Annotated in this window: 13 protein-coding genes and 1 pseudogene; 3 read left to right on the top strand and 11 right to left on the bottom strand. The window is 64.3% G+C overall.

Annotated features, from left to right (window positions below):
- Positions 1-16: 16 nt before the first annotated feature.
- The 5 genes from spoT to H6X51_RS13070 all read right to left on the bottom strand — a co-directional run bounded on the left by spoT (position 17) and on the right by H6X51_RS13070 (position 5,543).
- Positions 17-2,161, bottom strand: coding sequence for a bifunctional GTP diphosphokinase/guanosine-3',5'-bis pyrophosphate 3'-pyrophosphohydrolase (gene spoT / locus H6X51_RS13050; protein ID WP_185267929.1), 2,145 nt, complete (start codon positions 2,159-2,161; stop codon positions 17-19).
- A gap of 64 nt (positions 2,162-2,225) precedes the next feature.
- Positions 2,226-2,483, bottom strand: coding sequence for a DNA-directed RNA polymerase subunit omega (gene rpoZ, locus H6X51_RS13055; protein WP_185267930.1), 258 nt, complete (start codon positions 2,481-2,483; stop codon positions 2,226-2,228).
- A gap of 84 nt (positions 2,484-2,567) precedes the next feature.
- On the bottom strand, positions 2,568-3,191 hold the full coding sequence (gene gmk, locus H6X51_RS13060; RefSeq protein WP_185267931.1) for a guanylate kinase: 624 nt from the start codon (positions 3,189-3,191) through the stop codon (positions 2,568-2,570).
- A gap of 58 nt (positions 3,192-3,249) precedes the next feature.
- Positions 3,250-4,515, bottom strand: coding sequence for an MFS transporter (locus H6X51_RS13065; RefSeq protein WP_407925971.1), 1,266 nt, complete (start codon positions 4,513-4,515; stop codon positions 3,250-3,252).
- Positions 4,516-4,676: 161 nt separating this feature from the next.
- Positions 4,677-5,543 (bottom strand): YicC/YloC family endoribonuclease, encoded by an 867-nt coding sequence (locus tag H6X51_RS13070; protein WP_185267932.1) that lies wholly within the window; start codon positions 5,541-5,543, stop codon positions 4,677-4,679.
- 143 nt (positions 5,544-5,686) lie between these two features.
- Between H6X51_RS13070 and rph the strand changes: the two genes are divergently transcribed.
- The 3 genes and pseudogenes from rph to H6X51_RS20110 all read left to right on the top strand — a co-directional run.
- Positions 5,687-6,406: a ribonuclease PH gene (rph, locus tag H6X51_RS13075; RefSeq protein WP_185267933.1), complete on the top strand. Its 720-nt coding sequence runs from the start codon at positions 5,687-5,689 to the stop codon at positions 6,404-6,406.
- Positions 6,407-6,460: 54 nt separating this feature from the next.
- On the top strand, positions 6,461-6,841 hold the full coding sequence (locus tag H6X51_RS13080) for a DUF4870 domain-containing protein (RefSeq protein WP_185267934.1): 381 nt from the start codon (positions 6,461-6,463) through the stop codon (positions 6,839-6,841).
- A gap of 225 nt (positions 6,842-7,066) precedes the next feature.
- Positions 7,067-7,396, top strand: a pseudogene (locus tag H6X51_RS20110) (AMP-binding protein); the annotation flags it as partial.
- 584 nt (positions 7,397-7,980) lie between these two features.
- Here the strand turns inward: H6X51_RS20110 and H6X51_RS13085 are convergent.
- From H6X51_RS13085 to H6X51_RS13110, 6 genes are all read right to left on the bottom strand, one after another.
- Positions 7,981-8,931, bottom strand: a complete 951-nt coding sequence (locus H6X51_RS13085; RefSeq protein WP_185267935.1) for an ABC transporter substrate-binding protein — start codon at positions 8,929-8,931, stop codon at positions 7,981-7,983.
- Between the two features lie 109 nt (positions 8,932-9,040).
- Positions 9,041-9,850 (bottom strand): ABC transporter ATP-binding protein, encoded by an 810-nt coding sequence (locus H6X51_RS13090; RefSeq protein WP_185267936.1) that lies wholly within the window; start codon positions 9,848-9,850, stop codon positions 9,041-9,043.
- Positions 9,850-10,893: a FecCD family ABC transporter permease gene (locus H6X51_RS13095; protein ID WP_185267937.1), complete on the bottom strand. Its 1,044-nt coding sequence runs from the start codon at positions 10,891-10,893 to the stop codon at positions 9,850-9,852. Before H6X51_RS13095 ends, H6X51_RS13090 begins: the two co-directional genes overlap by 1 nt.
- A gap of 2 nt (positions 10,894-10,895) precedes the next feature.
- Entirely contained in the window at positions 10,896-11,933 is a 1,038-nt protein-coding gene (locus H6X51_RS13100; RefSeq protein WP_185267938.1) for a FecCD family ABC transporter permease, read from the bottom strand.
- 518 nt (positions 11,934-12,451) lie between these two features.
- On the bottom strand, positions 12,452-13,606 hold the full coding sequence (locus tag H6X51_RS13105; RefSeq protein ID WP_185267939.1) for a cytochrome P450: 1,155 nt from the start codon (positions 13,604-13,606) through the stop codon (positions 12,452-12,454).
- 283 nt (positions 13,607-13,889) lie between these two features.
- Complete coding sequence (locus H6X51_RS13110) at positions 13,890-14,669, bottom strand: exodeoxyribonuclease III (protein WP_185267940.1); 780 nt, start codon at positions 14,667-14,669, stop codon at positions 13,890-13,892.
- Positions 14,670-14,718 lie beyond the last annotated feature (49 nt).

Genomic DNA, 14,718 nt, shown 5'->3' on the forward strand with positions numbered 1-14,718 from the left:
GAATGTCTCCATTGGTTCAGTTCTTCAGGCGTGTGATTCGCATCACCCCTTGCAGGGCGCGGATACGCTTGATCAGTTGTGACAGGTGCAGACGACCGCGCACCCGCAATACCAGTTGCACCACGCTGACCCGACCATCGCGCTCGTCGACGCTGATCTTGTCGATGCTGGCGTCGGCGACCGTGATGCTGGTGGCCAGTTGGGCGATGATGCCGCGTTGGTGTTCCAATTCGACACGCAATTCCACGGTGAATTCGCCACTGACATTCTTATCCCAGGTCAGTTGCAGAATCTTGTCACTGTTGCCGCGATGCTCGGCGAGGTTGTTGCAGGTCTCCTGGTGGATGACCATGCCCTTGCCGGTGGTGATGAAGCCGACGATGGGGTCGCCCGGAATCGGGTTGCAGCAGCGCGCGAAGCTGACCACCAGGCCTTCGGTGCCACGGATCGCCAGGGGTTTTTCCTCGCTGCTGGGTTGCTGCACCACCGCATCGCTCCTGACCGCTTCCGCCTCGGCCGGCATGTCACTGGCCAGCAGGCGCCGGGCGGTGACGTAGGCCATGCGGTTGCCCAGGCCGATATCGGCCAGCAGGTCTTCCAGGGTGGCCATGCCGCAGTCGCTGAGAATGCGCTGGATGCGCTGCTCGGGAATCTGCTCCAGGCTGGTGTCGAAGCTGACCAGCACCTTGTCCAGCAAGCGCTCGCCCAGGGCGATGGACTCGGAATGACGCTGGTGCTTGAGCAGGTGGCGGATGTTGCTGCGCGCCTTGCCGGTGATCACGAAACTCAGCCAGGCCGGGTTCGGCCGGGCGCCGGGGGCGGTGATGATCTCCACCGTCTGGCCGCTTTCCAGCGGCTCGGACAGCGGCGCCAGGCGTCGGTTGATGCGGCAGGCGATGCAGCTGTTGCCCACGTCGGTATGTACCGCGTAGGCGAAATCCACCGGCGTGGAACCCTTGGGCAGTTCCATGATGCGGCCCTTCGGGGTGAAGATGTAGACCTCATCGGGGAACAGGTCGATCTTGACGTTCTCGATGAACTCCAGTGAGTTGCCGGCGCGCTGCTGCAGTTCGAGCACGCCCTTGAGCCACTGGCGGGTGCGCGCATGGTTGCCGTTGATCACCTCGTCCTTGGACTTGTATACCCAGTGCGCGGCGATCCCGTTGTTGGCCATGTCTTCCATTTCCTCGGTGCGGATCTGGATCTCGATCGGCACCCCGTGCATGCCGAACAGCGTGGTATGCAGGGATTGGTAGCCGTTGGCCTTGGGAATCGCGATGTAGTCCTTGAACCGGCCCGGGAAGGGCTTGTACAGGCTGTGTACCGCGCCGAGCACGCGATAGCAGGTATCGGCCTTGTCGACGATGATGCGGAACGCGTAGACGTCCATGATCTCGTTGAACGCTTTGCGCTTCTCGCGCATCTTCTGGTAGATGCCGTACAGGTGTTTCTCGCGGCCCAGCACCTTGCCCTGCAGGCCCTCGCGTTCGAGGCAGGCCTGCAGCGATTCGAGGATCCTGTTCAGCAGTTCCTTGCGGTTGCCGCGGGCGTCGCGCACGGCCTGGGCGATCATCCGCGAGCGCATCGGGTACATGGCGCTGAAGCCCAGGTCCTCGAACTCGGTGCTCAGGCTGTGCATGCCCAGGCGGTTGGCGATCGGGGCGTAGATTTCCAGGGTTTCGCGGGCGATACGACGACGCTTTTCCGGCTTGAGCGCGCCCAGGGTGCGCATGTTGTGCAGCCGGTCGGCCAGCTTGACCAGGATCACGCGGATATCCCGGGCCATGGCCAGGGCCATCTTCTGGAAGTTCTCGGCCTGGGCCTCGGCCTTGGTTTCGAAGGTCATCTGGGTCAGCTTGCTGACCCCGTCGACCAGGTCCGCCACGGTGTCGCCGAACTGGGTGGCCAGGGCTTCCTTGGGGATGCCGGTATCCTCGATCACGTCGTGCAGCATGGCGGCCATCAGGCTCTGATGGTCCATGTGCATGTCGGCGAGAATGCCCGCTACCGCCAGCGGGTGGGTGACGTAGGGCTCGCCGCTGCGGCGGGTCTGGCCGTCATGCGCCTGCTCCGCGTAGAAGTAGGCGCGCCGCACCAGATTGACCTGGTCGGGTTCGAGATAACTGTCGAGCCGGTCGGCAAATACTTCTATACCGGACATGCAACCCTCCTGCACCCTGCCGGGTGAGCCATCTGAACGAGGTTGCATGACCATCGCAATGGCGTTACTCCGGCAGTTCGGTTTCCAGCGAGTACAGCGGCTCCTGCTGATCACGCAGGGCTTCTTCGGCCATGATTTCGTTGGTAATCAGGCCTTCGGCGATTTCGCGCAGGGCAACGACGGTCGGTTTGTCGTTCTCCCATGCAACCTTGGGTTCCTTGCCGCCAGTGGCGATCTGGCGCGAGCGCTTGGTCGCCAGCATGACCAGCTCAAAGCGGTTGTCTACGTTTTCCAGGCAGTCTTCAACAGTGACGCGGGCCATGGTGTTACTCCGAAACGGCAGATGAAAATGAAATCGGGGAGCGCTTGATCCAACGCGGGACCGCACAGTTTACTGGTTTAGCGGTCAGTCTGACAACAGCGCAGTCAGCAGGGGCTGGTGCAGGACCTGTTGGTGGCCGAGGGTCAGGCGACCGCAGCGCAATATCGATTTCATGTCATCCAGCGCGGTATGGAAGTCGTCGTTGATGACAATATAGTCATATTCCACGTAATGACTCATTTCGTCCACCGCCTGTGCCATGCGCCCGGCGATCACCTCGTCGGCATCCTGGCCGCGATTGCTCAGGCGCTCCTGCAGTGCCTTGCGACTGGGCGGCAGGATGAAGATCGAGCGTGCCTGGGGCAGCGCGCGGCGTACCTGCTGGGCACCCTGCCAGTCGATCTCCAGGATCAGGTCGTGGCCGGCCGCCAGGGTCTGCTCCACGGTGCTCTGGGACGTGCCGTACAGGTTGCCGAAGACTTCCGCATGTTCGAGAAAGTCACCCTCGCCGACCTGCTGCAGGAACTGTTCGCGCTGGGTGAAGTGGTAGTTGACCCCATCCACCTCGCCGGGGCGCATTGGCCGGGTGGTGTGCGAGACCGACACCCGCAGGGTATCGATCTGCTCGATCAGTGCCTTGACCAGGCTGGTCTTGCCCGCACCGGAGGGGGCGGAAACGATGTACAGGGTGCCGGTGGCTTGGGTCATGAAGGGTTCCAGGTAAAGGTCGAACGTGGGCGCAGTATAAAACCAATAGCCGGCGCCGTCATGGCGCCGTGGTCCGGGCCTCGCGCTCGGGCGAGGCATCCTCGAAGTGATTGACCTGGCGCAGGGTACGGAACGCCGCGGCCCAGCCGGCCACCACGCCGAGGGTGCAGAGCGCGCCGATCAGCGCCGCGGGCACCGCACCGAACCAGGCGGCGCTGGTACCGGCGCGGAAATTGCCCAGCTCATTGGACGAGCCGATGAACAGCATGTTCACCGCATTGACCCGACCGCGCATGGCGTCCGGGGTGGAGAACTGGATCAGCGCCGAACGGATGTACACACTGACCATGTCCGCCGCTCCGGCCACCAGCAGCGCGGCGAAGGACAGCCAGAACAGCGTCGACAGCGCGAATACCAGATTGGCCACACCGAACAGGGCCACGGCGATGAACATGGTGCTGCCGACATTGCGGTTGAACGGTCTGGCGCTCAGGTACAGGCCGACGCAGATCTCGCCGATGGCCATGGCGCTGCGCAGGATGCCCAGGCCTTCGGGCCCGACATGCAGGACATCGCTGGCATAGATCGGCAACAGTGCGACCACGCCGCCGAGCAGCACGGCGAACAGGTCCAGGGAAATGGTACCGAGGATGATCGGTCGTGTGCGAATGAAGTGCAGCCCGGCGGTGAAGCGCTTCCAGCCGGAGGTCTCGGTGATCTGCATGGCCTCGGCATACAGCACCGGCACCCGGCTGAGCAGCGCCAGCCCGCCGGCGAAGCACACCAGGCACACGGCATAGGTCAGCTCGCCGCCGCCGATGGCATACAGCACGCCGCCCAGCACCGGGCCGAGGATGGTCGCGGTACGCATGATGGTGCTGTTGGCGGCAATCGCCTGGGCCAACTGGTCGCGCGGCACTATCTGCGGCAACAGGCTCTGCAGCGCCGGGCCGATGAATGCGCGGGAGCAGCCATACAGCACCAGCGCGCCGTAGAACCAGGCCGGGTCATGCTCGCCGCGCGCGGTCAGCCACAGCAGGATGCCGCTGCACAGCGCCGCACCTATCCAGGACAGGCCGAGAATCAGCTTGCGGCTGTAGCGGTCGATCAGATCGCCGGCCGGCATCAGCAGGAACAGCATCGGCAGGAACTGCGCCAGCCCGACCCAGGCCAGCGACAGCGGGTCGCCGGTGATCTCGTAGATCTGCCAGGCCACCACGATGGCCTGGATCTGCATGGCGAACACCGCCAGCAGGCGGGCGATGACAAAGGGCATGAAGCCCGGCTGACGATAGACGTTCAGGCGGCTGGTGGACAGGGACAAGGCGACATCTTCGATGCGGGATGGACAAGCCGGGCATGATAGCAGTCCTGGGGCCGGGCGTCAGCGTGGGGCTGATGGCTGTGATCGCGTAGCGCAGGTGCACTACACTCCCAGGTGCGGATTTCAACCGCAGGTCATTTCAGATGGCGTGCTGGCCGCCGTCACTCAATATTCTGCACCTGCTCCCGCATCTGCTCGATATACACCTTGAGATCCACCGCCGCCTGGGTGCTGCGCACGTCGATGGCCTTGGAGCCGAGGGTGTTGGCTTCGCGGTTGAATTCCTGCATCAGGAAGTCCAGGCGCCGGCCGATGGCGGCCTGGCTGGCGAGGACGTGGCGGGTTTCGCTGATGTGGGTGGTGAGGCGGTCGAGTTCTTCGGCGACGTCGATCTTCTGTGCCAGCATCACCAGTTCCTGTTCCAGACGGGTACTGTCCAGTTCCAGTTTTGCTTCGTTGAAGCGGTCGATGAGTTTCTGCCTGTGGGCGTCCAGCAGGGTCGGCATCATCTCGCGCAGGGTGGCGACCCGTTCGGCCATGTTGTCCAGCCGTTCCTCGATCAGCGCGCGCAGCTCGGCACCTTCCCGGGCGCGGCTTTCCTTGAGCTGCTGCAATGCCTGATTGAACAGTTGGTCGGCCTGTTTGACCAGGTCCGTCTGCTCCTGCTCGGCACCGGTCAGCACGCCGGGCCAGGCCAGCAGTTCCAGTGGGTTGATCGGGGCCGGGTTGGGCAGCTGGCTGTTGAGCTGCCCGGCGGCGGCGATCAGTTGCTCGACCAGTGGTTGGTTCAGGCTCAGGCCCTGGCTGGTATCGGTGCTGGGGTTGAAGCGCAGGGTGCATTCGACCTTGCCCCGGGCCAGCTGTTTGCGCAGGCGTTCACGCAGCGGGCCTTCCAGTTCGCGGAAGGCTTCGGGCAGGCGCAGGGTGGCTTCCAGGTAACGATGGTTGACCGAACGCAGTTCCCACGCCAGGTTGCCCTGGTCGATGCTGAGTTCGCTGCGGGCGAAAGCCGTCATGCTGTAAACCATCGATAAACTCCCGTTCTCTGAATGTGTCTTTTTATCAGGCGGGCATTGTACTCCGTCCACCGATGCGGGGGTACAGTGGCTGTTGTTAGCCATGGTGGGCCCGTATAATCGCGGCTCACACATGCAGTGCAAGGATCTTGAAAATGAAACGACCCAGCGGCCGCGCAGCAGCCCAGATGCGTCAGGTAACCCTGACCCGCCATTACACCCGGCATGCCGAAGGTTCGGTGCTGGTCGAGTTTGGCGATACCAAGGTCATCTGTACCGCCAGTGTCGAGGCCGGGGTACCGCGTTTTCTGCGGGGCAGCGGGCAGGGCTGGATCACCGCCGAATACGGCATGCTGCCCCGCGCCACCGGCGAGCGCATGCAGCGTGAGGCGAGCAAGGGCAAGCAGGGCGGTCGCACCCTGGAGATCCAGCGCCTGATCGGTCGTTCGCTGCGCGCGGCGGTGGATCTGAAAAGCCTGGGTGAGAACACCATCTATATCGATTGCGATGTGATCCAGGCCGACGGTGGTACGCGCACGGCGTCCATCACGGGTGCCTGTGTGGCCCTGGTGGATGCACTGCGGGCGATGAAAAAGCGCGGTGCCATCAAGAAAATGCCGGCCGTGCAGATGATCGCGGCGATCTCGGTCGGCATCTACCAGGGCGTGCCGGTGCTGGATCTGGATTATCCGGAGGATTCTGCCGCCGGCACCGATCTGAACGTGGTGATGACCGATCAGGGTGGCTTCATCGAGGTGCAGGGTACCGCCGAGGCGGCGCCCTTCACGCCCGAGGAGCTGACGGCGATGCTGGAACTGGCGCGCAGCGGTATCACCGACCTGTTCGCGCAGCAATTGGCTGCGCTGGAAGACTGAGTTGCCGTTGTTCGGCTATTCTCAACAGGACCAATAACGCGAGGAGTGCAGGCAATGGTGGATATTGATCAATCCCGCATCGAGGTGACAGAGCCTGATCGTGAAGCGCGGATGTGGGCGATGATCGCGCATCTCGCCGGTTTTCTCGGGTATTTCCTGCCGGTGATCGGCAGCCTCATTGGCCCGCTGATCATCTGGCAATTGAAAAGAGACCTGCATCCCTACGTCGATGAGCAGGGCAAGGAAGCGCTGAACTTCCAGATCACCGTGCTGATCGCGGCGCTGGTCTGCGTACTGCTGATGCTGGTCGCGGTCGGCTTCCTGCTGATCGGGGTGGTCATCGTCGGTGCGGTGGTGCTGATGATCATCGCCGCTATCAAGGCCAACGAGGGTGCGCCCTACCGCTACCCGTTCTGCCTGCGCCTGATCAAGTGACTCCCGGGCTGGCTACCCTCGGGTAGCCAGCCGCCCGGTTCCCCTGTTTGCCCTCCGGTACTGCCGCAATGCAGGGCAGTGTCGTGCCCGTTATCGAATAAAGCCTTCTACGTGGATTGACGTCAGCGTGGGGAGCGGCTACCTTCTCCATAGTAAATGCTAATCATTCTTATTTGAAAAGTGAGTTGCCGGTTGGCGATTCACCCAGGCGAGAGGGGGCACAGCATGTTCGGGTTCGATGATCTGTCAGACGAAACGTCGCTTGGTCTGCGGTTGGCCGCAGTGTGTCGACAGCATGCCGAGCTGGTTGCCCTGGGCTGTGACGGTGAACAGTGGAGCTATGAACAGCTGGCCGGGCGCGCGGCGCATATTGCCCGGCAACTGGCCGAGCGTGGCTTGCGCCCCGGAGACCGGGTGGGACTGTACCTGGAGCGCTCGCCGGAGCTGCTGGCGGCGGTGCTGGCCTGCATCCGTACCGGGCTCTGCTTCGTCCCGCTGGAGCCTGAGCGCTCGCTGTCACGCCTGAACCGGGCCGCGCGGCAGGTGCGGGTGCGCCTGGTGCTGGCAAGCATGCCGTTGCATCGCGCCTTTGCCATGCCGGTCCACGTCCTGCGGCCGGGATGGTGCGCGCCGCAGGGCTGGCCTGAACAGGACGATGAGCTGCCGGCCTGCCTGCTGCTGCAGCGTGACGATGGCACCCAGACCCAGGGCAGGGTGATTGTGCGCCGCGCCCTGGCGTTGTTTCTGCAGCAGACCTGCGAGCGCATCGAGGCCTGCTGCGGCAGCCGCTGGTTGTTCACGGCGGCGCTGGACGAGCCGACCGCCCTGCTCGACATGCTCGGCCCGCTGTGGGTCGGCGGCTACCTGGAGGTCGCCCCGGCGCGCTTGCAGCATGAGCCGCAGGCCCTGGCGGCGCTGCTGCGCCGGCGCCCGGATATCAATACCCTGCAGGGTGATGGGCCGTTCTGGCGCCGGCTGCTCGGTGCCGGCTGGTGTGGCCACCGTGGCATGCTGGCGCTGTGCGGCGACGCGCAGCTGGATGCGGCGCTGGAGGAACAGCGCCGACGTTGCGGTTTCCGTATCGAGTTGACGGACCCGCAGGCCGGCCTGCGCTGCCTGAACCCCGTGACAACCCGCAGTTACTGGTTGGCCTCGGCCACTTCCGCCTGGTCGCTGCCGAGGATCAGTGCTTCTATATCCTCGATGACCTGCTCCGCTGCCAGCGGGCCGAAGGCGGATGTCCATACCGAGCCGTCCACCGCCTGGTAGCGGCCGCTCTTGATCGCGCCGAGCTGCTGGTACATGGGCGTTTTCTCGGCCTGGCGCAGGGCGTCGACCGCCTCGCCAGCTGGGGCCAGGGTGCCGATCACCAGCCAGTCCCCATCCAGCACGTCCAGTGATTCCAGGCTCAGCGGCATGGAGTGGGTCGGGCCGGGTTGCTGCTGTTGCGGCGGGCGCACCAGACCGAGGTCCCCGGCAATGGTGCTGGCGAAGGAGTCACGCAGCATGAAGGCCGGGCCCTTGGGGTTCCAGCGCACGATGCTGATGCTCTCGCCCTGGTGCTCCCTGAGTCGCTCGCGGCCCTGGGCGGCCCGCTCCTCATAGCGCTCCAGCAGTTGCCGGCCTTCGGCTTCACGGTTGAGGATATTGGCTACGCGCTGGGTGGAATCGCGCCAGGGCTCGCCCTGGGTGTAGGACACCGCGGTCGGCGCTATCTCATTGAGAATGGCCAGTTGCTCGGGCGTGATCGGGCCGGTGAGGATCAGGTCCGGCTCAAGCTCCAGCAGGGTTTCCAGGTTGGGGTTGGCGAGCAGTCCGAGCGAGCGGGTCTGCTCGGTGAGGCGCTGCGCCAGGTAGCGTGGCGGGGCAGCCTGGCCGCGCCCGTCGGTGGTACCCACCGGGGTGATGCCCAGCGCCAGGGTCACGTCCAGGTCCACCTCACCGAGGGTAACGATACGCTGTGGCTGGTCCGGGACCATGACGCGGTTGCCCATGGCGTCTTCGACCTGGCGGGTATCGGCCAGGACGCCGACACTGACGAGTCCGGCCAGCAGGAATAGCGCATGGCGCCAGGTTTTTGCTTTGATCATCGGAGCATCCTGTGAATGTGAATTGGGAAGCAGTGCCATGGTACTGCATGATGATATTGCGAACCATTATCATCATGAGTCATTTTGTCTCACCTCGTCTCGTCCGGCGTCAGCTCGCCCCGGAGGCAGTGACTGTTGGCAAGGGGCGTCGTCGCGGCACGATAACGGGTGCGCCGTCACCCGGGGCGGCGAGAATGTCCACGCTGGTGCTGTACAGCCGGTCCACCAGGTCCTTGGTAATCACTTCCCGCGCCGGGCCCATGGCAGCGATACGGCCGGCATCCAGGGCGATCAGCTCGTCGCAGTAGCGCGCCGCCATACCCAGATCGTGAATGACCAGCAATACCGTCCGATTCTTGCCGGTGATCTGGCGGATGGACTCCATCACTTCGGTCTGCAAGCCGATATCCAGCGCGCTGGTGGGCTCGTCGAGCAGGATCAGATCGGTATTCTGCGCCAGGATCATGCCCAGCCAGGCGCGTTGTGCCTGGCCGCCGGACAGCGAGGAGGCGATGCGCTGCCAGATCGGCCCGAGTTGCATCAGTTCGCGCGCCCGTTCCACCTGGCGGGCATCCTCGTCACTCCACTGGCTGAACCAGCCCTGGTGCGGATGGCGGCCATACTGCACCAGTTGTTCGACGCGGATGCCATCGGCCATTACCGGACGTTGCGGCAGGAACGCCAACTGCCGGGCCAGGGCCTTGGTGGTGAAGCTGCCCAGTGGCTGGCCATGGATATCCACTTCGCCCTGCTGCAGCGGCAACTGGCCGGCCAGCAGCTTGAGCAGGGTGGATTTGCCGCTGCCATTGGGGCCGACGATGCCTACCAGCTTGCCCTTGGGCAGGGTGAAGGAGATATCGTGCAGGACGCCTTTCTCGTGATAGCCAAATTGCAGATTGCGCGCATGCAGTACTGTCATCAGTCGGACCACTGTCTGTCTTTGATCAGAAGGAAGAGCAGCAGGAAGCCGCCCAGGATGCGGGTCATGATCCCGGTGGGAATCTCGTTGGGCTGGGCCAGTACCCGCACCAGGATATCGCTGCCCAGCAGCAGTACCGCGCCGCACAGCGCCGCCAGCCAGATCGGCGCCAGGTTGTCCCGTGCCAGCCAGGAGGCGAGGATCGGCGCGGCCATGGCGATGAACACCACCGGCCCGCCGATGGCGGTGCCCAGCGAGGCGATCAGGATCGCCAGGCCGAGTATGCCAAGCTGCACCGGGGTCACGTTGACGCCCAGGCTGCGCGCCGTGGCATCGCCGAAGCGCAGCAGCGCCAGCGGTCGGTTGATCATTGCCATCAGCGGACACAGCAACAGCAGGATCAGCACTATGGGGTTGATCGCCTGGTAGCTGGCATGGGCGAAGTGGCCCATGGTCCAGAAATAGATGCTGGTCAGGTGGCTCAGTGGCTGGGTGGACATGGCGAACTCGCCCAGCGCATTGAACAGCTCGGAGATGGCGATGCCGATGACGATGAACAGGTAGCCCTGCTCGCCCGGTCGCCGGCACAGCACGAACAGCGCCGCGGCCGCCAACCCCGCGCCCAGCGGCGAGGCCCACCACGGCCAGGCACCCAGTGTCAGGTAGATGGCGAACACGATGACCGCCAGCGAGGCGCCCTCGTTGACCCCGACCATGTCCGGGGTCGCCAGCCGGTTGCGCACCAGGGTCTGGATCAGGCAGCCGGCCATGCCCATGGCCAGGCCCGCCACTATCACCCCGGCGACCCGTGGCAGGCGGATCTTGTACAGCATGATCTCCTGCAGCTTGCTGCCGTTGCCGGTCAGGGTGGCGATGACCTCCCGTACGCCCATGTTGCCCGAGCCGAGGCTCACTGACAGCACGAACATCAGCAGCAGCAGGCAGAGCATCAGCAGTGTCATCAGCCAGGTGCGCCGGTGCAGCAGCAGGGTGGCGCTGCCCAGTTGCAGGCGCCAGACGCCGGTGGGGGTGGTGGTATGCATGGTCATTTCACCGACAGCAGGGAGCGGAAGCCGCCACGCAGCACGATGGCCACCAGCGCCGGCGCGCCGATCACCGCCAGTAGCGTGCCGACCGGCATCTCGTAGGGCTGGATCGCCCAGCGTGCGAGGATGTCCGCCGCGAGCAGGAACAGCACGCCGAACAGCGCCGAGAACAGCATCTGGGTGGTCAATGCCACCGGCTCGACCAGGCGCGCGCAGTAGGCGGCCAGGAAACCGATGAAGCCGATCGGACCGGCGATCGAGATGGCGCAGGCGGTGAACAGGGTAGAGGCCACCAGTACGCCGATGCGTACCCGGGTGGTGTGGATACCCAGCGCCTTGGCCTGGGCGTCGCCCATCTGCATCAGCGTCAGTTGCCGGCACAGCATGACCGCCAGCGCCAGGGCGATCAGCACCACCGGGGTGACCACGCCGACCGCATCCAGCTCCGAGGCCGACAGCGAACCCAGGTTCCAGAAGCGGAACTGCTCCAGCGCGGTCTGGTTGGCCAGCAGCAGATAATTGGAGATGCCACCGAATACCGCGCTGAGTGCCACCCCGGCGAGAATCAGTTTCAGCGGGCTGGCCTGGCCCAGCATCAGGCCGATACCCAGTACCACCAGGTTGCCGAGCAGGGCGCCGGCACTGGACCAGACCAGGTAGCCGTGGGTCGATTCGACCCCGAAGAAGATCAGCCCCAGTACCAGCCCCATCACCGCGCCGGCGTTGACGCCGAGCAGCCCCGGTTCGGCCAGCGGGTTGCGGGTGGCGCTCTGCAGCAGGGTGGCGGCCACCGCCAGGCTGGCGCCGACCACCAGTGCTGCCAGGGTGCGCGGCAGGCGCAGGGTGTTGATCACCATGGCCAGCTTGTCATCGGCCAGCCGCGCCGGGTCGCCCTGCAGGTAGCCGAGCACTTCCGTTGCCCCGTAGACGCCCGCGCCCGTGGTCATGGACAGCATGAGCAGGCCCAGCAGCAGGGCCGTACCGCCGGCCAGGACGGCCCACTGATAGCTGGGCAGGTTGATTGCGGATTTTGCCATTGCTCTGTAAACGAATCCTCAACCGCACCGGCGACGCCGGTACGGGTTGCATCACTGATTGTCAGGAAGTCAGCCGGCTGCCGGCCCGTCGGCGCAGGGCAACAGGCGGCATCGGCTCACTGGGCTTGTACAGATCGCAGTGCCGGTGGAGTGCGCCGCAATAGTTGCAGAGCGGGCCACCGGTGATGGAATTGTTATGATAATGGGAAGCGATATCAGCTGCCATCATACGCCTCCATGCGGCCCTTGTCGCCCCTGTGTGACCAGACCATTCACATGACACCGTCATCCTTCGCGCAGGTGAAGGATCTCTTGAACACGCCACCGGCATGCTCGTCCAGGCCCGTCATCCTTCGCGTAGGCGAAGGATCCACCGGCTACTCCGAGTTCACCTGAACCAAGGATCCTCGGCCGGTGCCGAGGATGACGGAGTAGAGAGCGATAAAATGCCATTGGGGCGGGCCAGGGTGTGGCAGTCCGGAGTTAACCGGCGTCGTAGGGCATGGCAATCCACGACCTCAACACAGACGCAGTGGCAGGCTGGCGTAGCCGCTGGCAGGATAGGTCGCCAAGGTGGCGGGCTGTTCGGCAATCAGGCTGAGTTCGCGGCTGTGCTGCAACAGGCTGCGCATGACGATCACCAGCTCCATGCGCGCCAGCGGCGCTCCGGGGCAGACATGGATGCCGGCACCGTACAGCAGGTTCTGCGCAGGATCACGCTCCAGCGAGAAACGATCCGGGGCGGGGAACACCTCGGGATCGCGGTTGGCGGCGATCCAGTTCAGGGTCAGGCGCTGCCCGGCCGGGATCTGGCGATCGCCAAGGTGCACCGGGCAGGTGGTGAGCCGGCGGTTGTCGACCAGCGGGCCATGAATACGCAGTATCTCGTCATTGGCCTGCCACAGCAGGTCGGGGTCGTCCCGCAGTTGCCGCTGCACCTCGGGGTGGGCGGCCAGGAACTGCGCGAGGATACCCACCGAGGCGGCGATGGTGCCGATCTCGCCCACCGTCCAGTTACGCAGGATGCTGGCGATTTCCTGATCATTCAGCATTCGCCCATGAATCTGCTCATGCATCAGGGCGCTGGTCACATCGTCCTCGGCGGTGGCATTGGCACGCCGCCGGTCGGCCAGCAGCCCGGCGATCAACGCCTCGAACTCGGCGGCCAGAGCGCCGAGGGCGTTGCGGTCGCGCTGCAGGGTGGCGCGGTTGTTGCGCCTGGCCCAGTCCAGCAGGCTGTCCTGCAGGGTCAGTGGCCAGCCCATGAAGGCGCACTGGATACGCAGGGCAAACGGCTGGGCGAAAGCGGCCATCAGCTCGATCCGCTCCTGTTGCAGGGCACTGAGTGCAAGATCCTCGGCGATTTCACGACATATCGGCTCGAACGCCGCCATGCGCTCGGCATTGAAGTAGGGCTCGATGATGGCGCGGTAGTCGGTATGCTGGGGCGGGTCCATGCCGTTGGGCACCGACACGTGTCGCGATACCTGGCTGCTGAAGCGCTTATGGTCATGCAGCACGCGGCTGACATCGGCATGCCGGAACAGGCTCCAGTGAGCGTAGTCGCTCCAGGCCACGGGGCATTGTTCGCGCATACGGTCATAGGCGGCGCGCTGGTCACGCAGTACGGCATCGGATTGGGGAGTCCAATCCTGTTTCTGGGAGTCGGACATAGGCACTTCCACGGGAATGCCGCGCTGGCACGCGGCAGGCTATTCATATAGGAAAGGGTGTTATCAAGTGCCGTTCAATTTAGCACGGGAGCGGGTGATCAATATTTGATCGCTATCAAGAATGCACAGAAATAGGGTGCATTGCATTGCGCGGGGAAACATGGCTTTGTCGGCACGGATAGTGGGAGCCGCGCCTCGCGGCGATGGGGACTTGCCGATCACTCTGCCGGCTGGCAGGCCGCTTCGCGCCGAGGCGGCGCTCCCACGAGGGAGAGCCTCACCGTCAGATGCTCAGCACCCAGTCGTAGTCGATGATGACCGGCGCATGCTCGGAGAAGCGCACCTTGCGCGGGATGCTGGCATGTTTGACGAAGCGCCGCAGGCCGGGGGTGAGGATCTGGTAATCGAAGCGCAGGCCGAGGTTCAGGTCCTGGGCCTGTTCGCTGTCCGGCCACCAGCTGTACAGGTCGGACTCGCGGGTGACCTCGCGCAGGGCGTCGACATAGCCCAGGCTGCCGAAGATTTCGTCCATCCAGGCCCGCTCCGGTGCCATGAAGCCTGGCTGGTGCTGGCAGTCGCGCCAGTTCTTCACGTCCAGCTTCAGGTGCGCGGTGTGCAGCGAGCCACAGTAGATGAACTCGCGGCGCTTGCGACGCTGTTTGTTCAGGTAGGTGGTGAAGTCGTTCATGAACTTGAACTTGTGGTTCAGGCTGACATCCCCGTCACGGCCCGACGGCAACAGCAGGCAGCCGATGCTGACCTTGTCGAAATCCGCCTGGATATAGCGACCGTAACGGTCGGCCAGCTCGAAGCCCAGGCCCATGATGATCGCCTTGGGGGCGGTCTTGGTATAGATGGCTACGCCGCCCTGGCTGGGCACTTCTGCCTCGAAGCAGTATTGCCAGTAGCCATCCAGCCAATAGGGGTCCTGTTCCAGCTCGGGAGCGGTGACACGAATGTCCTGCAGGCAGATGACGTCCGCATCCTGCGTGCGCAGCCAGTCGAACAGACCCCGGGCCGCAGCGGCCTCGACACCGTTGACATTCAGACTGATGATTCGCATACATGGCTCCCTCAAAAACGTGCGTGTATGATACCCGAGCTGAAGCGAT

Origin of the sequence: Halopseudomonas xiamenensis, from assembly GCF_014219065.1 — a bacterium.
Taxonomy (GTDB): Bacteria; Pseudomonadota; Gammaproteobacteria; order Pseudomonadales; family Pseudomonadaceae; genus Halopseudomonas; species Halopseudomonas xiamenensis.